Source organism: Streptomyces sp. NPDC030798 (assembly GCF_055572275.1).
The window spans coordinates 148,301-166,065 of sequence record NZ_JBVIDR010000018.1 but is presented as its reverse complement, the minus strand read 5'-3'; the positions used below and the strand labels follow the sequence as shown (position 1 = coordinate 166,065).

16 protein-coding genes, 1 rRNA gene and 1 riboswitch are annotated in these 17,765 nt (G+C 70.5%); of the genes, 12 read left to right on the top strand and 5 right to left on the bottom strand.

The genetic code is table 11. The features are described from left to right. From rrf to ACZ404_RS32925, 11 genes are all read left to right on the top strand, one after another. A 5S ribosomal RNA gene (gene rrf, locus ACZ404_RS32975) occupies positions 1–95 on the top strand; the annotation flags it as partial. A 108-nt stretch (positions 96–203) separates the two neighbouring features. Beyond that, complete coding sequence (locus tag ACZ404_RS32970) at positions 204–812, top strand: CDP-alcohol phosphatidyltransferase family protein (protein WP_468446357.1); 609 nt, start codon at positions 204–206, stop codon at positions 810–812. 113 nt (positions 813–925) lie between these two features. Then, the gene (locus tag ACZ404_RS32965) at positions 926–3,421 is read left to right on the top strand and encodes a sugar phosphate nucleotidyltransferase (protein WP_468446355.1); all 2,496 of its coding nucleotides are present in this window, start codon (positions 926–928) and stop codon (positions 3,419–3,421) included. Positions 3,422–3,544: 123 nt separating this feature from the next. After that, the gene (locus ACZ404_RS32960) at positions 3,545–4,462 is read left to right on the top strand and encodes a DUF881 domain-containing protein (protein WP_468446353.1); all 918 of its coding nucleotides are present in this window, start codon (positions 3,545–3,547) and stop codon (positions 4,460–4,462) included. Then, positions 4,459–4,791 (top strand): small basic family protein, encoded by a 333-nt coding sequence (locus ACZ404_RS32955; RefSeq protein WP_003988855.1) that lies wholly within the window; start codon positions 4,459–4,461, stop codon positions 4,789–4,791. The genes ACZ404_RS32960 and ACZ404_RS32955 overlap by 4 nt, the downstream gene beginning before the upstream one ends. Positions 4,792–4,796: 5 nt before the next feature. Beyond that, positions 4,797–5,723 carry a DUF881 domain-containing protein gene (locus tag ACZ404_RS32950; protein ID WP_468446373.1) on the top strand — a complete coding sequence of 309 codons (927 nt, stop codon included), beginning with the start codon at positions 4,797–4,799 and terminating at the stop codon, positions 5,721–5,723. 190 nt (positions 5,724–5,913) lie between these two features. Further along, a complete protein-coding gene (locus ACZ404_RS32945; protein WP_468446351.1) occupies positions 5,914–6,744 on the top strand; it encodes an FHA domain-containing protein in 831 nt (276 codons plus the stop codon). 36 nt (positions 6,745–6,780) lie between these two features. Further along, complete coding sequence (ftsR, locus tag ACZ404_RS32940) at positions 6,781–7,518, top strand: transcriptional regulator FtsR (RefSeq protein ID WP_468446349.1); 738 nt, start codon at positions 6,781–6,783, stop codon at positions 7,516–7,518. A gap of 84 nt (positions 7,519–7,602) precedes the next feature. Continuing rightward, entirely contained in the window at positions 7,603–8,076 is a 474-nt protein-coding gene (locus ACZ404_RS32935; RefSeq protein WP_037684412.1) for a bifunctional nuclease family protein, read from the top strand. 259 nt (positions 8,077–8,335) lie between these two features. Beyond that, the gene (locus ACZ404_RS32930) at positions 8,336–8,980 is read left to right on the top strand and encodes a MerR family transcriptional regulator (protein WP_468446347.1); all 645 of its coding nucleotides are present in this window, start codon (positions 8,336–8,338) and stop codon (positions 8,978–8,980) included. 69 nt (positions 8,981–9,049) lie between these two features. Next, complete coding sequence (locus ACZ404_RS32925; RefSeq protein ID WP_468446345.1) at positions 9,050–10,567, top strand: DNA polymerase IV; 1,518 nt, start codon at positions 9,050–9,052, stop codon at positions 10,565–10,567. Positions 10,568–10,673: 106 nt separating this feature from the next. Here ACZ404_RS32925 and ACZ404_RS32920 read toward each other — a convergent pair whose 3' ends face one another. Further along, entirely contained in the window at positions 10,674–11,045 is a 372-nt protein-coding gene (locus ACZ404_RS32920; protein WP_468446343.1) for a PRC-barrel domain-containing protein, read from the bottom strand. Positions 11,046–11,164: 119 nt separating this feature from the next. Continuing rightward, positions 11,165–11,259, top strand: a riboswitch (glycine riboswitch). Positions 11,260–11,434: 175 nt separating this feature from the next. On the opposite strand from ACZ404_RS32920, the gene gcvP reads away from it, so the two are divergent. Then, complete coding sequence (gene gcvP / locus ACZ404_RS32915; RefSeq protein ID WP_468446341.1) at positions 11,435–14,320, top strand: aminomethyl-transferring glycine dehydrogenase; 2,886 nt, start codon at positions 11,435–11,437, stop codon at positions 14,318–14,320. A gap of 108 nt (positions 14,321–14,428) precedes the next feature. Here the strand turns inward: gcvP and ACZ404_RS32910 are convergent, their stop codons facing one another. The 4 genes from ACZ404_RS32910 to modA are packed head-to-tail and all read right to left on the bottom strand — an operon-like array spanning position 14,429 to position 17,655. Then, positions 14,429–14,848, bottom strand: coding sequence for a TOBE domain-containing protein (locus tag ACZ404_RS32910; RefSeq protein WP_468446339.1), 420 nt, complete (start codon positions 14,846–14,848; stop codon positions 14,429–14,431). A gap of 28 nt (positions 14,849–14,876) precedes the next feature. Beyond that, a complete protein-coding gene (locus ACZ404_RS32905; RefSeq protein WP_468446337.1) occupies positions 14,877–15,998 on the bottom strand; it encodes an ABC transporter ATP-binding protein in 1,122 nt (373 codons plus the stop codon). Then, positions 15,995–16,843 (bottom strand): molybdate ABC transporter permease subunit, encoded by an 849-nt coding sequence (modB, locus tag ACZ404_RS32900; protein ID WP_468446335.1) that lies wholly within the window; start codon positions 16,841–16,843, stop codon positions 15,995–15,997. The genes ACZ404_RS32905 and modB overlap by 4 nt, the downstream gene beginning before the upstream one ends. After that, positions 16,840–17,655 carry a molybdate ABC transporter substrate-binding protein gene (gene modA / locus ACZ404_RS32895; RefSeq protein ID WP_468446333.1) on the bottom strand — a complete coding sequence of 272 codons (816 nt, stop codon included), beginning with the start codon at positions 17,653–17,655 and terminating at the stop codon, positions 16,840–16,842. Before modA ends, modB begins: the two co-directional genes overlap by 4 nt. Between the last annotated feature and the right edge of the window lie 110 nt (positions 17,656–17,765).

Sequence of the window (17,765 nt, the reverse complement as noted above, 5' to 3'; positions counted from 1 at the left end):
AAACGCCCGGTTACATTCCGAACCCGGAAGCTAAGCCTCACAGCGCCGATGGTACTGCAGGGGGGACCCTGTGGGAGAGTAGGACACCGCCGAACTCCTTTTGAAGCTCCGGCTCTTGGGCAACCGCCCAGGGGCCGGAGCTTTTTTGCGTTGAGGTAGGGTCAGGGGGCATCGTTGGTTCGTTTCCCTCAGGAGGCCCCCGGGTGGAGGTCCAGGAGACCCGTGTCCAGACGGACCGGGTCCTCACCATCCCCAACATCCTCAGCATGGCGCGGCTCGTCGGCGTACCCCTCTTCCTGTGGTTGATCCTCAGGCCGGAGTTCGGGGGACCCAAGAGCGACGGCTGGGCTCTCCTGGTGCTGGCGTTCAGCGGGGTCAGTGACTACCTGGACGGCAAGCTCGCACGGCGATGGAACCAGATCAGCAGCCTCGGCCGGCTCCTGGACCCGGCCGCGGACCGGCTCTATGTGCTCTCCACCCTGCTCGGCCTCACTTGGCGGGAGATTCTGCCCCTCTGGCTCACCGCGCTGCTGCTGGCGCGAGAACTGATGCTCCTGGTGATGGTGGGCATCCTCCGGCGGCACGGCTATCCGCCGCCGCAGGTGAACTTCCTGGGCAAGGCGGCCACGTTCAACCTGATGTACGCGTTCCCGCTGCTGCTGCTCAGTGACGGAAACGGGTGGATCGCGTCACTCGCTGCTATTTTCGGATGGGCGTTCGCAGGTTGGGGTACAACCCTCTATTGGTGGGCAGGAGTGCTCTACGTGGTACAAGTCCGCCGCCTCGTCCGAGCGGACGCCATGGCCGATTGAACTCGTCCATTGTCCGGACATAGTCCTTCGATGGCCCGCGGCCCAGAAGTGGGGGACAATCGGGACGGGTGAAGTCGGCTAGACCGTCGTCTCTTTAGGAGGACGCTTCCGACATGAAGGCCGTCGTGATGGCCGGCGGCGAAGGCACGCGCCTTCGCCCTATGACCTCGAGCATGCCCAAGCCGCTCCTTCCCGTGGCGAACCGCCCGATCATGGAGCATGTGCTTCGGCTGCTCAAAAGGCACGGGCTCAACGAGACCGTAGTCACCGTGCAGTTTCTTGCATCACTCGTCAAGAACTACTTCGGGGACGGCGAAGAGCTCGGAATGGAGCTCACGTATGCCAATGAGGAGAAGCCACTCGGTACCGCCGGAAGCGTCAAGAACGCCGAAGAGGCGTTGAAGGACGATGCTTTCCTCGTCATCTCCGGCGATGCCCTGACCGACTTCGACCTCACCGATCTGATCAATTTCCACAAGGAGAAGGGCGCGCTGGTCACCGTCTGCCTGACGCGTGTGCCCAATCCGCTGGAGTTCGGCATCACGATCGTCGACGAGGAGGGCAAGGTCGAGCGCTTCCTCGAGAAGCCGACGTGGGGACAGGTCTTCTCCGACACGGTCAACACGGGCATCTATGTGATGGAGCCCGAGGTCTTCGACTACGTCGAGGCCGATGTGTCCGTCGACTGGTCCGGCGACGTCTTCCCGCAGCTGATGAAGGAGGGCAAGCCGATCTACGGCTATGTCGCCGAGGGCTACTGGGAGGATGTCGGCACCCACGAGAGCTACGTCAAGGCCCAGGCCGACGTGCTCGAGGGCAAGGTCAATGTCGACATCGACGGTTTCGAGATCTCCCCGGGAGTCTGGGTCGCCGAGGGTGCCGAAGTGCACCCCGACGCCGTCCTCCGCGGGCCGCTCTACATCGGCGACTACGCGAAGGTCGAAGCCGGCGCCGAGATCCGCGAGCACACGGTGGTCGGCTCGAACGTCGTGGTGAAGAGCGGGGCGTTCCTGCACAAGGCCGTGGTGCACGACAACGTGTATGTCGGGCAGCACAGCAATCTGCGCGGCTGCGTCGTCGGCAAGAACACCGACATCATGCGGGCCGCGCGGATCGAGGACGGCGCGGTCATCGGTGACGAGTGCCTGATCGGTGAAGAATCCATCGTCCAGGGCAATGTGCGGGTCTACCCGTTCAAGACCATCGAGGCCGGCGCCTTCGTCAACACCTCGGTGATCTGGGAGTCCAGAGGACAGGCGAACCTCTTCGGCGCCCGTGGTGTCTCCGGCATCCTGAACGTGGAGATCACACCCGAGCTGGCCGTACGGCTGGCCGGCGCGTACGCCACCACGCTGAAGAAGGGCGCCACGGTCACCACCGCCCGTGACCACTCCCGAGGCGCCCGAGCCCTCAAGCGCGCGGTCATCTCCGCGCTGCAGGCCAGCGCCATCGACGTACGGGACCTGGAGAACGTGCCGCTGCCCGTGGCCCGTCAGCAGACCGCTCGCGGCAGCGCCGGCGGCATCATGATCCGGACCTCGCCGGGTGTGCCGGACTCCGTCGACATCATGTTCTTCGACGGCAACGGGGCGGACCTCTCCCAGGGCAGCCAGCGCAAGCTGGACCGGGTGTTCGCGCGCCAGGAGTACCGCCGTGCGTTCCCCGGTGAGATCGGCGACCTGTACTTCCCGGCCAGCGTGTTCGACTCCTACACCGGTTCGCTGCTGCGGAACGTCGATACGACGGGCATCGCGGACTCGGGGCTGAAGGTCGTCGTGGACGCCTCCAACGGCAGCGCCGGGCTCGTGCTGCCGAGCCTGCTCGGCAAGCTCGGCGTGGACTCGCTGACCATCAATCCCGGTCTGGACGAGGCACGGCCCACGGAGACGGCCGAGATGCGGCGCAAGGGTCTGGTGCGCCTCGGTGAGATCGTGGCCTCCTCCGGGGCCGCGTTCGGTGTCCGCTTCGACCCCGTCGGCGAGCGGCTGTCGCTCGTGGACGAGAAGGGGCGGATCATCGAGGACGACCGGGCCCTGCTCGTCATGCTGGACCTGGTGGCGGCCGAGCGGCGCAGCGGCCGGGTGGCGTTGCCGGTGACCACGACCCGGATCGCCGAGCAGGTGGCCGCCTATCACGGCACGCAGGTCGAGTGGACCACCACCTCTCCCGACGACCTCACGCGCGTGGGAGGCGAAGAGGGCACGATCTTCGGCGGCGACGGCAAGGGCGGGTTCATCGTCCCCGAGTTCAGCAGCGTGTACGACGGCACGGCGGCCTTCGTACGGCTGATCGGGCTGGTGGCGCGCACGCAGCTCACGCTGAGCCAGATCGACGCGCGGATTCCGCGGGCGCACGTCCTCAAGCGGGACCTGGCGACCCCGTGGGCCGTCAAGGGCCTGGTGATGCGGCGGGTCGTCGAGGCGGCCGGGGATCGCTTCGTCGACACGACGGACGGTGTGCGGGTCGTGGAGACCGACGGCCGTTGGGTGATGGTGCTGCCCGACCCGGCCGAGGCCGTCACCCACCTGTGGGCCGAGGGTCCCGACGACGCCTCGGCGCAGGCCCTGCTGGACGAGTGGTCTTCCGTGGTGGACAGCGCCGGGAGGTAAGGGCCGGTAGCTCTCCGTACGGCAAAACGCACCGCACGCGCGCGTGCCGGACATGTGTCCCCAAGGGGGCCTGTCCGGCACGCCGGTAGGGCCATTCGGAGGTACTGCTCGCGACATGCGACGATGTGCGGCATGCCGCAGCAACCCCCCGTTCGGAGCAGCCCCCCGCGGCCGCAGCGCCCGGACGCGTCCATGTCGTTGATCACCAATGTCATGGACCACAGCCTCGACGACGGATACGCCGAGGCCGCCGCCCGGAAGAAGTCCCAGGGCGAAGGCGGGCTGCCCAAGACGCTCAGGGCGAAGCTGGGCCTGGCGGCCGGGCTGGTCCTCGCGGCGCTGGTCGTCACGGTCGGAGCGGCGCAGGCGCGGGTGGCGGCGCCCGTGGTGGCCAAGGAGCGCCAGGAACTGATCGACCGCATCGACGGTGAGACGTCCGCGGCGGACAAACTCGAGAACGACGTCGACACCTTGCGCGACGACGTGAGCGCGCGCCAGCGGGCGGCCCTGCAGCAGTCCGGTGGCAGCAGTGCCGCGGATCTGGTGGGCGTGCTGTCGGGGGCCACGGCGGTGCACGGCCCCGGGGTGAAGCTGGTGGTGAACGACGCCAAGGAGGCCAGTGGCGGCGGCGACGGCACCAATCCGCGGGAGACCGCCGACTTCTCCGACACGGGACGGGTGCGGGACCGGGACATGCAGCGCGTGGTCAACGGGCTGTGGGCCTCCGGAGCCGAGGCCGTCTCCATCAACGGGCAGCGGCTGACGGCCCTGTCCGCGATCAGGGCCGCGGGTGACGCGATACTGGTCGACAACAAACCGCTGGTGCCGCCGTACACGGTGCTGGCCGTGGGGGACGGGGAACGGCTGAGCACCAGGTTCCAGAACAGTGCCGACGGCCTGTATCTGCACGCCCTGGAGCAGAACTTCGGTATCCGCGCCACCATCTCCACGGAGGGCGACGTCCGGTTGCCCGCCGCTCCGAGTGTGATCGTTCGCACAGCCAAGCCGAACGCCGAGAAGACTGAGAAGGGCACATCGTGATCGCCGTACTGGGCCTCGTCGTGGGAGTCGTGGCCGGCCTGTTGGTCCGGCCCGAGGTTCCGGCGGTCGTCGAGCCGTATCTGCCGATCGCCGTCGTCGCGGCGCTGGACGCCGTGTTCGGTGGTCTGCGGGCCATGCTCGACGGCATCTTCGACGACAAGGTCTTCGTGGTGTCGTTCCTGTCGAACGTGGTGGTGGCCGCACTGATCGTGTTCCTGGGTGACAAGTTGGGCGTGGGGGCGCAGCTGTCCACGGGTGTCGTCGTGGTCCTGGGCATCCGGATCTTCTCCAACGCCGCGGCGATCCGACGGCATGTCTTCCGGGCGTGAGAGCGATGAACAACGAGGAGCAGCAGCCGGAGAACAGGCTGCGCAGGGAACTGCCCGCCGAGGTGCCCGCCCCGGCCCCCGAGCCCGAGCGCGCGACCGAGTCCGAGCGCGCGACCGAGCGGACGAGCGAGCAGCCGGCCGAGCACACGTCCGGGCAGGCCGCCGGGCCGGCGCCCGCGGAGACGTCCGGCCAGGGTGACGAGCCGCAGCTCACCGGGCGCCGGCGGCTGGTCGAGGGGCTGTGGCCGCCGCGGCTGAGCCGCGCCCAACTCATCGTGGCGGTGCTGTTGTTCGGCCTCGGCTTCGGGCTGGCCGTGCAGGTGGCGTCCAACAGCGACAGCGACAGCGCGCTGCGCGGCGCCCGTCAGGAAGATCTTGTTCGCATCCTCGATGAACTGGATGACCGTACTCAGCGTCTTGAGGACGAGAAGCAGGGACTCGAAAAGCAGCGCCAGGAACTGCAGAGCAGTTCCGACCAGGCCGCGGAGGCGCGCCGGCAGACCGCCGAGAAGGAGAAGCAACTCGGCATCCTGGCGGGCACCGTGGCGGCGCAGGGTCCCGGCATCACCATGACGATCGAGGACACGAAGGGGACGGTCAAGGCGGACATGCTGCTCGACGCGATCCAGGAGTTGCGCGCTGCCGGCGCGGAGGCGATCCAGGTGAACGGGGTACGGGTGATCGCGAGCACCTACCTCACCGACGCGGGCAAGAGTGTGAGCGTCGACGGGAACAAGATCAACGCCCCCTATCGTTTCAAGGTCATCGGCAAGCCGCAGGACCTCGAGCCGGCGCTGAACATCCCTGGAGGAGTGGTGCAGACCCTGGAGAAGGAGCAGGCCACGGCGACCGTCGAACAGTCGACCAAGATCGTCGTGGACGCCTTGCGACAGGTGAAGCAGCCTGACTACGCTCGGTCGTCCTCCCAGTGAACCGGCGGTGCATGGGGGGCGTCCGGCAGGGGCATGAGCTTGCGGGGGGTCGGCGCACCGAACGGGTGGTGCGTGGTGGAAACTGTCTGGTGGATACGGACGTTGTCAGGGTGTCCGGGTCGGCCGGTCAAGGCAATCAGGGTTCGTCCTGCCCCACGGGCGGGTCTGTTTCGGTCAAGGGGAATCGCCCGTGAAGTTGTTTGCGAAGTTGTTCGGCAAGAGCGCGCGAGAGGACAGCGACAACGCGACCGCTCGCCATCGCGCACAGCCTGACGCAGAGGGCCAGCGCCCGCTGTTCCGCGACCAGGTCGCTGGTCCGGGCGGTGACATTTCGGGAGGTCAGGGCGCGGCGTCTGTTGACCCTGCCCAGTCCGGCGGCATAGGTTTCGGGCAACCGTCAACCTCAGGTACGGGTGGAGGGTTTGCCCCCGGCCCGTACGCGTCCAACGCCCCCGCGGGGCAGCCGCGGCAGGAGGATCCGTCCATGTCGGTCCTGGTGTGTACGAGGTGCGGTAACCGCAATGCGGAGAACGCCCGCTTCTGTTCCAACTGCGGTGCGCCGCTGCGACCCGGCGTGACGCCGGAGCGCGCGTCGGAGACCACCTCCACGATCTCCATCTCCGGCCTCGAGGCCTACGACGCCGAGGCGACCGGGCAGACGCAGATGCCGATGCTCTCGCCGGAGGCGCAGGCCGCGGTCGACGCGCTGCCGATGGGCTCGGCGCTGCTGGTGGTGCGCCGGGGGCCGAACTCGGGCAGCCGCTTCCTGCTGGACAGCGACCTGACCACGGCCGGCCGTCACCCGCAGAGCGACATCTTCCTGGACGACGTCACGGTCTCCCGCCGTCACGTGGAGTTCCGGCGCTCCCCGGACGGTTCCTTCATGGTGGCCGACGTGGGGAGTCTGAACGGCACGTACGTCAACCGCGAGCGGATCGACCAGGTCGCTCTGTCGAACGGCGACGAGGTGCAGATCGGCAAGTACCGGCTGGTCTTCTACGCGAGCCGGCAGGGCATCTGACCCCCGGACCCGTCCGGGGGACCCCAGGGAAGGTCCATGCTTCAAACACCGAGCGGCGGTGCCCGAAGCGGTACCGCCGCCGCGGACAGTGGGCTGATGAGCATCGGCACGGTGCTGAACGTGCTGCGCGACGAGTTCCCCGAAGTCACGATCTCCAAGATCCGTTTCCTGGAGTCGGAGGGGCTGGTCGAGCCGCAGCGGACCCCTTCGGGGTATCGCAAGTTCACCGCCCGGGACGTCGAGCGTCTCGGGCACGTCCTGAGAATGCAGCGGGACCACTATCTGCCGCTGAAGGTGATCCGTGAGCACCTGGACGCCATGGAGCGGGGCGAGGCCGTGGCGCTGCCGCTGGTGGGACGCCAACGCACCGGGGAGGACGTTCCGGAAGCGCCCGAACGGCCCACGGTCGCCCGGGTGGGGCGTGCGGAGCTGCTCGCGGCCGCCGAGATAGGCGAGCGCGACCTGGAGGAGTGGGAGGCGTACGGGCTCATCGCTCCGCTGGAGGACGGGGCGTACGACGCCGAGGCCGTCACTGTGGCCGCCCTCGTCGCCGAGCTGGGCCGGTTCGGGATCGAGCCGCGTCACCTGCGGGTGATGAAGGCGGCGGCCGACCGTGAGGCGGGGCTCGTGGACCAGGTGCTCGCCCCGCTGAAGCGGCACCGCAACCCGCAGACCAGGGCGCATGCGCAGGAGCGTACGAAGGAGCTGGCGGCGCTCACGGTGAAGCTGCACGCGGCGCTGGTGCAGACGGCGCTCGGTGTGCGGTTGCCCTGAGCGGCGGGCGTCGGGGCGGCCGGATCGGCCACCTGTTCCCGGCCCGACTACCCAAACATCCCGAGCACGGCCTAGGGTTGCTGTGTGAACGAGCTCGATGTCGTAGGTGTCCGGGTCGAGATGCCCTCCAACCAACCGATCGTGCTCCTGCGCGAAGTGGGGGGCGATCGCTACCTCCCCATCTGGATCGGGCCGGGGGAGGCGACCGCGATCGCTTTCGCCCAGCAGGGTATGGCCCCCGCGCGGCCGCTGACCCACGACCTGTTCAAGGACGTGCTGGAGGCCGTCGGCCAGGAGCTGACCGAAGTGCGCATCACGGATCTGCGTGAGGGCGTCTTCTACGCGGAGCTGGTCTTCGCCAGCGGAGTCGAGGTGAGCGCCCGGCCCTCCGATGCCATAGCGCTCGCCCTGCGCACCGGAACGCCGATCTTCGGCAGCGACACGGTGCTGGACGACGCCGGCATCGCGATTCCGGACGAGCAGGAGGACGAGGTGGAGAAGTTCCGCGAGTTCCTCGACCAGATCTCGCCCGAGGACTTCGGCACCAGCAGCCAGTGAGCCGTCGGCCCTCCGGGTCGCTTCGGTCCACCGGCCGGTCGGCGGCTTCTGGCGGCCGCACACCGAGGTGCACTTGCCGGCGGCCTGTGAGAGCGTCCTACGGCTTCCCGCCGGAGCATTCGGCTAGCCTTTCCCCGCGGTGGGGCACGGGAAACCACTCCTAGGGTGATTATCACTCGGCGTGCCGAGTGTGGCGATCGTTGACGCACCCCTGGTGACTGCCTACCGTCGAGAGGGCAGGTCAAGGACGGAGGTCGGCGTGAGAACCAGCGGCGACGGTACGGCGGGGGGTGCCCCCGGACGCGCTTTCGGGGTGAGCGGTCCGTACCAGCTTCACAGCAGCGCGGTCGATCACGCCCCGCAGCGACCCACGGCGGTGCCGAACGGCGGAGGGGCGGCGTCCATGACGGTGGAGCAGATCGGATACCGGGGGCCCACGGCCTGTGCGGCAGCCGGCATCACCTACCGGCAGCTCGACTACTGGGCCCGTACCGGTCTGGTCGAGCCCAGCGTGCGGCCGGCGTACGGGTCGGGGACCCAGCGGCTGTACAGCTTCCGGGACGTCGTCGTCCTGAAGATCGTCAAGCGCTTCCTGGACACCGGGGTGTCGCTGCAGAACATCCGGACGGCCGTTCAGCACCTCAGGGAACGCGGTTTCCGCGACCTGGAGCGGATGACCCTCATGAGCGACGGCGCCACCGTCTACGAGTGCACCTCGCCGGACGAGGTGCACGCCCTGCTCCAGGGGGGTCAGGGCATCTTCGGGATCGCGGTCGGCGTGGTGTGGCGTGATGTGGAAAGCGCTCTCTCCCAGCTGCACGGCGAGCGCGTCGACACCGGGGAGACCCTCGTCGGCCACAACCCCGCGGACGAACTGGCGCGCCGGCGCAACCGGGCGGTCTGACCCGAGCACGTGCTGCCCCCGGCGTCGGCGCCGGGGGCATTGTCAGTGGCGTGGTGCAGCATCGGAGATGTGAGAAACGCGCCCACGATCCTGCATCTCGACATGGATGCCTTCTACGCCTCCGTGGAGCAGGCATCCAAGCCGAGCCTGCGCGGGAAAGCCGTCGTCGTGGGCGGACTGGGGCCGCGCGGTGTGGTCGCCACCGCGTCGTACGAGGCGCGGGTCTTCGGGGTCCACTCGGCGATGCCCATGGCCCAGGCGCGCCGGCTGGCACCGAACGCGGCGTACCTGGTGCCGCGCTTCAGCGTGTACCGGTCGATCAGCGAGCAGGTGATGGCGCTGCTGCGGGAGCTGTCGCCGCTGGTGGAGCCGCTGAGCCTGGACGAGGCGTTCGTGGACCTGGAGGCCGGGGGAGCGGCCTGGGACGCTGAGTCGGCGCGGCTGACCGGGACGAGGCTGCGCGCGGACATCCGGGCGGTCACCGGGCTCACGGGGTCGGTGGGGCTGGCCGGCTCCAAGATGCTCGCGAAGATCGCCTCCGAGCAGGCCAAGCCCGACGGACTGGTGCTGATCGAGCCCGGCACGGAGCGGGCGCTGCTCGGGCCCATGCCGGTGCGCACCCTGCCCGGGGTCGGACCGGCCACCGGGGACCATCTGCGGCGGGCCGGGATCACCACGGTCGAGGAACTGGCCGAGGCGGGGGAGGACGAGCTGGTACGGCTGCTCGGCAAGGCGCACGGCCAGGCGCTGTACGCGATGGCGCTGGCGCGCGACGACCGGCCGGTGGTGGCGGAGCGGGAGGCCAAGTCGGTGTCGGTCGAGGACACCTACGACGTGGACATCCACGACCGGCTGCGGGTCGGCCTGGAGGTGCAGCGGCTGGCGGACCGGTGCGTGCGGCGCCTGCGCGAGGCGGGACTGTCCGGGCGGACCATCGTGCTGAAGGTGCGGCGGTACGACTTCTCGACGCTGACCCGGTCCGAGACGCTGAGGGGGCCCACGGACGACGTCGCGGTGGTGCGGGAGGCGGCGGCGCGGCTGCTGGAGTCGGTGGACACCACGGGTGGGGTGCGGCTGCTCGGCGTGGGCGTCTCGGGGCTCGCCGACTACACCCAGGAGGACCTGTTCGCGCAGGCCGCGGGGGAGCGGGAGGTGGTGCCGGCGGAGGAGGCCGCGCCCGAGGCGGTGGAGGAGGAGCCGGAGCCGGCGGAGCGGCACTGGCGGCCGGGGCAGGACGTGCGGCATGCCGTGTACGGGCATGGCTGGGTGCAGGGGAGCGGGCTGGGGAGAGTCACGGTGCGGTTCGAGACGCCGGGGTCCGAGCCCGGGCGGGTACGGACGTTTCGCGTCGACGAGGACGAGTTGTCGCCGGCCGAGGCGTTGCCGCTGGTGGACATCGGCCCGGAGGGACCCTTGGCACAAGGGAACGCGGCGGCCTCAGGAACCGGGTCGTTCGCGGACGCCCCGCCTGACGCGGAAGAGGGTCCGCTCCCGCATGCACCGAGTGCCTCGGGGACCGAGTCCCCCCACGGTGGCCGCAGCGTGGGCCTCGGCGCGTGGGCGGGACGCCGGTTTCCCGGCGCCTGACGCGGGAGGGGGGAGGACTGCTCGGCATTGCGGGTCGTGGATCGCTGTCGTCGGTGCGGGATGCGCGGCGGAGGCGCGTTGGCGCATCGTCCCGCAGCCCCCGCTCTCAGGTCTCCTCCGTGCCCGCCAGTTTGCCGAAGTCGTGGTCCGGGAGGGTGGGGGGTGGGGTCACGTCGAGGCCGTAGTGGTGGTAGAGCTGCAGTTCCTGTTCGGGAGAGAGGTGGCGGCCGACCCCGAAGTCGGGGGCGTCCTTGATGAGCGCGCGGTCGAAGGGGACCCGCAGGGCGCCCTCGATCAGTTCGCTGGGTTCGAGGGGGACGAAGGCGTCCCGGGAGAACAGGCCGGTGCGTATGGCGGCCCACTCGGGTACTCCGGTCGCGTCGTCCAGGTACACCTCGTCGATGGTGCCGATCTTGGTGCCATTGACGTCGAACGCCTTGCGGCCGATCAGGTTGCGCGGATCGATGTCGGTCTGCACGGTCCCTCTCCCTCCACGTGGTCGCAACTCATCCGTAAGCACTACAAAAGAGCACAATCAAGGAGGCGGCCACTCGAAGGCTCGGGCGTTGACCTCGCTGGTAGGCTGGCAGCGGCTGCTGACCCCGCGCGGGAGAGTCCTCCGACCAGCTCGGAGGCGCCGAAGGAGCAAATCCTCCCCGGAATCTCTCAGGCTCACGTACCGCACGGACGAGGTCACTCTGGAAAGCAGGGCGGATGTCGACGGCTTCCGCCCTCACCGACGGTGAAAGCCGGCGCCCCGAGGCGTCCGGTGAAGCTCTCAGGTCGAGATGACAGAGGGGGAGGCCGTCGGGGTATCCGTACCGGGGTGCCCCTCGAAGGTCGCGTCAGACCAGGAGGCCTCCGCAAATGACCGCCCATCGCATTCCGCTCTCCGAGCTCGAAGCGGGCATCCCCTTCGAGCAGCGCCACATCGGACCGGACCAGGAGGCGCGGGCGAAGATGCTCGCGCACATCGGCTACGGCTCCCTCGACGAGCTGACCGCCGCCGCCGTGCCGGACGTGATCAAGAACGCCGACGCCCTCGACCTGCCGGGCGCCCGCACCGAGGCCGAGGTGCTCGCCGAGCTGCGCTCGCTCGCCGACCGCAACGAGGTCCTCGGCTCCATGATCGGCCTGGGCTACTACGGGACGTTCACGCCGCCCGTCGTCCTGCGCAACGTCATGGAGAACCCGGCCTGGTACACGGCCTACACGCCGTACCAGCCGGAGATCTCCCAGGGGCGGCTCGAGGCCCTGCTGAACTTCCAGACGATGGTCGCCGAGCTCACCGGCCTGCCCACCTCCGGCGCCTCCCTGCTCGACGAGGGCACCGCCGCCGCCGAGGCGATGGCGCTCTCCCGGCGCATGGGCAAGAACAAGAAGGGCCTGTTCCTGGTCGACGCGGACGTCCTGCCGCAGACCATCGCCGTCATCGAGACCCGCGCCGAGCCGACCGGCGTGGAGGTCGTCGTCGCCGACCTCAGCGAGGGCATCCCGGCCGAGGTCGCCGGGCGCGAGATCAACGGCGTGCTGCTGCAGTACCCGGGTGCCTCCGGTGCCGTACGCGACATCAAGCCGGTCATCGACCAGGCGCACGAGCTGGGCGCCCTCGTCACCGTGGCCGCCGACCTGCTCGCGCTCACCCTGCTCACCTCGCCGGGCGAGCTGGGCGCGGACATCGCCGTCGGCACCACCCAGCGCTTCGGCGTGCCGATGGGCTTCGGCGGGCCGCACGCGGGCTACATGGCCGTGCACGAGAAGTTCGCCCGCAGCCTGCCCGGCCGCCTCGTCGGTGTCTCCGTCGACGCCGACGGGCACAAGGCCTACCGGCTCGCGCTGCAGACCCGTGAGCAGCACATCCGCCGCGAGAAGGCCACCAGCAACATCTGCACCGCGCAGGTGCTGCTCGCCGTGATGGCCGGCATGTACGCCGTCTACCACGGGCCCGAGGGGCTGCGGACCATCGCCCGGCGCACCCACCGGTACGCCACCGTCCTCGCCGAGGGCCTGAAGACCGGCGGGGTGGAGATCGTCCACGGCGCCTACTTCGACACCCTCACCGCGCGGGTGCCCGGCAGGGCCGCCGAGGTCGTCGCCGCCGCCCGTGACAACGGCGTCAACCTGCGCCTCGTCGACACCGACCACGTCTCGCTCGCCTGCGACGAGACCACCAACCGGGCCCACGTCGCCGCCGTCTTCGCCGCCTTCGGCGTCGAGGGCGACATCGAGGCGCTGGACGCTGCCGCCGAGGACAGCCTCCCCGGGGCGCTGCTGCGCACCGACGACTACCTCACCCACCCGGTCTTCCACGAGCACCGCTCCGAGACCGCGATGCTGCGCTACCTGCGCAGGCTGGCGGACCGCGACTACGCGCTCGACCGCGGCATGATCCCCCTGGGCTCCTGCACCATGAAGCTCAACGCGACCACGGAGATGGAGCCGGTCACCTGGCCCGAGTTCGGCCAGCTGCACCCCTTCGCGCCCGCCGAGCAGGCGCAGGGCTACCTCACGCTCATCACCGAGCTGGAGGAACGTCTCGCCGAGGTCACCGGCTACGACAAGGTCTCGCTCCAGCCGAACGCCGGTTCGCAGGGCGAGCTGGCCGGTCTGCTGGCCGTACGCGGCTACCACCGGGCCAACGGCGACGCGCAGCGCACCGTCTGCCTCATCCCGTCCTCCGCGCACGGCACCAACGCCGCCAGCGCCGTGATGGCCGGCATGAAGGTCGTCGTCGTCAAGACCGCCGGGGACGGCGAGATCGACGTCGAGGACCTGCGGGCGAAGATCGAGCAGTACCGCGACGAGCTGGCGGTGCTGATGATCACCTACCCGTCGACGCACGGCGTCTTCGAGGAGCACGTCGCCGACATCTGCGCCCAGGTGCACGAGGCCGGCGGTCAGGTCTACGTCGACGGGGCCAACCTCAACGCCCTGGTCGGCCTCGCGAAGCCGGGCCACTTCGGCGGCGACGTCTCCCACCTGAACCTGCACAAGACCTTCTGCATCCCGCACGGCGGCGGTGGCCCCGGTGTCGGCCCGGTCGCCGTACGGTCGCACCTGGCGCCGTACCTGCCGAACCACCCGATGCAGCCGGCGGCCGGCCCCGAGACGGGCGTCGGGCCGATCTCGGCGGCTCCGTGGGGCTCGGCGGGCATCCTGCCGATCTCGTGGGCGTACGTCCGCCTGATGGGCGGCGAGGGCCTCAAGCGGGCCACCCAGGTGGCCGTGCTCTCCGCGAACTACATCGCCAAGCGCCTCGAGCCGCACTACCCGGTGCTCTACACCGGTCCCGGCAACCTGGTGGCGCACGAGTGCATCATCGACCTGCGCCCGCTGACCAAGGCGACGGGAGTGAGCGTGGACGACGTGGCCAAGCGGCTCATCGACTACGGCTTCCACGCGCCCACCATGTCGTTCCCGGTGGCCGGCACGCTGATGATCGAGCCGACCGAGTCCGAGGACCTCGCCGAGCTGGACCGGTTCTGCGACGCGATGATCGCCATCCGGGCGGAGATCGAGAAGGTCGGCTCCGGTGAGTGGCCCGCGGACGACAACCCGCTGCGGGGCGCCCCGCACACCGCGCGGGCGCTCGGCGGGGAGTGGGCGCACTCCTACAGCCGCGAGGAGGCGGTGTTCCCGGCCGGTGTGTCGGTGGCCGACAAGTACTGGCCGCCGGTGCGCCGTATCGACCAGGCCTTCGGCGACCGCAACCTGGTGTGCTCCTGCCCGCCGCTGGACGCGTACGAGGACTGAGCGAGCCCGCGTCCGAGGCCCCCTGCCCGCTCCTGCGGCCAGGGGGCCTCGGCCGTGCCGGGCTGTCGCCGGTTCCCCGCCGGGACCGGCTTCATGCCCTCGCCGGCGCTACGCCGTGGCCAGTGACACCTCGGTCGACTTGATCAGGACAACGACGTCGGAGCCCACGAAGAGGCCGAGGTCGCCGGCCGCGTCCCTGGTGATCGCGGCGGTGAGTTCGCCGCCCTCCACGGTCACCTTGGCCAGGGCCATGACCTCCCCGAGGCTGAGGTGGGTGAGCGTGCCGGGGAGCTGGTTGCGGATCGACAGGCCTTCGACCCGGCTGGTGGCGAGGGCGACCTCCGTCGACTTCACCAGGGCGCGGACGGTGCTGCCCGGGGCGAGGCCGAGCTGCTCGACGGCCTCCCGGGTGATGGCGGCCGTGAGGTTCTGCCCGCCGTCCAGACGGACCTTCACCGTGGCCATGACCTGGCCGGGGCGGACCTCGGTGACGGTGCCGGGGAGCTGGTTGCGGATGCTCAGTGTCATGGGCACCCACCGTAGAGCGGGTGGCCGTTCAGGCGGGGTATGCGTGGGTCTGCGTCGCCTTGACCGTCGCCCAGACCGGTGCACCCGGGTGCAGATCGAGTTCGGCGGCGGCGACCGTGGTGAGGTCGGCGGCGAGCGCGAGTTCGCCGGTGAGGTCGGCGCGGATCTGGTCGCCGTGGGTCTCCAGGCCGACGACCTCGCAGCGCCACAGGTTGCGTGCGCTGGCGCCCGCGGGGCGGTCCCGGAACAGCGTGACGGCGCCCGGCGGGAAAGCGACGAACGCCGGTCCGGACAGGACCTCCGCGGTGACGACGGACGCTCCGGCGTCCAGCCGCACCGTGTGGCCGTCCGCCCGGCCGCGGTAGAGATTGAGGCCGACGAGCTGGGCGATGTAGTCCGTGCGCGGATGGCGGGCGATGTCGGACGGGGAGCCCTCCTGCACGACCCGGCCGTGCTCGACGACCACCAGCCGGTCCGCGAGCACCATGGCGTCCAGCGGGTCGTGGGTGACCAGGACGGCGACCGCCTCGAACTCGGCCAGGTGGCGCCGGAGCTGGGCGCGGACCTCCAGGCGGGTACGGGCGTCCAGGGCGGCGAGCGGCTCGTCCAGGAGCAGCAGGCGGGGCCGGGTGGCCAGGGCGCGGGCGAGGGCGACACGCTGGGCCTGGCCGCCGGAGAGGCGGCGGGGCTTGGCGCCGGCGTGGTCGGCGAGACCCATCCGCTCGAGCCAGGCGGCGGCCTGTGCCCGCGCCTCCGCCTTGGTGGCGCCCTGGCAGCGGGGGCCGAAGGCCACGTTGTCCAGGGCGGACAGGTGGGGGAAGAGCAGATAGTCCTGGAAGACGACGCCGACGGGGCGGGCCTCCGGCGGAGTCCACTCCAGGGCGGCGCCGTCCAGCCGCAGATGACCGTCCGTCAGCGGGACGAGCCCGGCGAGCGCACGCAGGGCCGTCGTCTTGCCGGCCCCGTTGGGCCCGAGCACGGCGACGACGTCGCCGGGTGCGGCGGCGAGCGCGATGTCGAGGCGGAAGCCGGAGAGGTCCACGACGAGGTGCGCGTCGAGGCCTTCGGCGCGCGGGATGGGGGCCGACTGCGTGGGGGCGGCCTCGGCGGTTGCTGCCTGCCGTGGCTCGGTGGGCTCTGTGTGCGTCATGAGGGCGTCATCCAGCGGTCCCGCAGGCCCGCGAGGACGGTGATCGAGACCGTCAGGAGGACCAGGCTGAGGGCGATGGCCGCTTCCGGGTCGTTCTGCAGGGCGAGGTAGACCGCGAGGGGCATCGTCTGCGTGCGGCCGGGGAAGTTGCCGGCGAAGGTGATCGTCGCGCCGAACTCGCCGAGCGCGCGGGCCCACGCCAGCACGGCGCCCGCGGCGATCCCCGGGGCGATGAGCGGCAGGGTGACCCGGCGGAACGCGGTGAAGCGGGAGGCGCCGAGCGTGGTGGCCGCCTCCTCGAAGCGCGGGTCGGCGGCCCGCAGGGTGCCCTCGACGCTGATGACCAGGAACGGCATGGCGACGAACGCCTCCGCGATCACCACCCCGGCGGTGGTGAACGGCAGGGTGAGGCCGAACCAGGAGTCGAGCCACTGTCCGACGACCCCGTTGCGGCCCAGGGCGAGCAGCAGGGCCACGCCGCCGACCACCGGCGGCAGCACCAGCGGCAGCGTGACCAGGGCGCGTACGAGGCCACGTCCGGGGAAGTCCGTACGGGCCAGCAGCCAGGCCAGCGGCACCCCGAGAACGAGACTCACGGCGGTGGCCGTCGTCGCGCTGATCAGCGACAGCTGGAGCGCCTGCCACACCTCCGTGCTGGTCAGCTGCTGCGGCAGGCTGCGCCAGGGGGCCCGGACGAGCAGGGCGACCAGGGGCAGCAGCAGGAAGGCCAGGGCGAGCACTCCGGGCAGCAGCAGCGGCAGCGGCGCCCGGGTGCGGGCACGGCGGCGCCGCGGACCGCCCGTGCGGGGGCCGGCCGCGGAGCCTGGCCTGCCGAGTGAGGTCACGGCTTGAGGAAGCCCGCCTCGCCGAGGACCTTCTGGCCCTCGGCGGACCGCACCAGCGCGATGAACGCCTTGGCCGCCGCGGCGTTCGGTCCGTTCTTCAGCAGGGCGATCGGGTAGTCGTTGATCGCCTCGGCCGACTCGGGGAACTCCACGCCCTCCACCTTGCCACCGGCGGCCTTCACGTCGGTCTTGTAGACCACCGCGGCGTCGGCCTCCTTCAGCTCCACCTTGGTCAGGGCGGCCTTGACGTCCTGCTCGTAGGAGACCGGGGTCAGCTTCAGGCCGGCGGCGTCCAGCGCCTTCTGCGCAGCCGCGCCGCACGGCACGGTCTTGTCGCACAGTACGACCTTCGGGCCGGACCTGGTGAGGTCCTTCAGGGAGGAGACCTTGTCGGGGTTGCCCGGCAGGGTGGCGATCTCCAGCTGGTTGCGGACGAAGGTGGCCGGGGTGCCGACCGCATCCTTCTTGTCCGTCACCATCGCCATGGTCTTCGGGCTCGCGGCGGCGAAGACGTCCGCCGGGGCGCCGCCGGTGATGCCGGCGGCCAGGGCGTCGCTGCCGGCGAAGCTGAAGGTGACCTTGGTGCCCGGGTGCTGCTTCTCGAACCGCCGGCCGAGCGTCGTGAAGCTCTCCTTCAGCGAGGCGGCCGCGAACACGGTGACCGTGCCGGAGAGCTTGGAGGAGGACGACTTGTCCGAGGTGGTGGTCGACGCGTCGGACGAGGAGGAGCAGGCGCCGAGTGTCATCAGGGCAGCGGCCCCCGCGCCGGCCAGCTGCAGTGTCCGGCGGGTTCTGCGCACGGAACGGGTCATCACGGATCTACTCCTCAGATCATGGAACAGTCGCGCCCTGCCACGGCGGAACGCCGGCCGTGCGGTGATGATACTGCCGCATCTGCCAGGCATATGTCTGCTGTGGCATC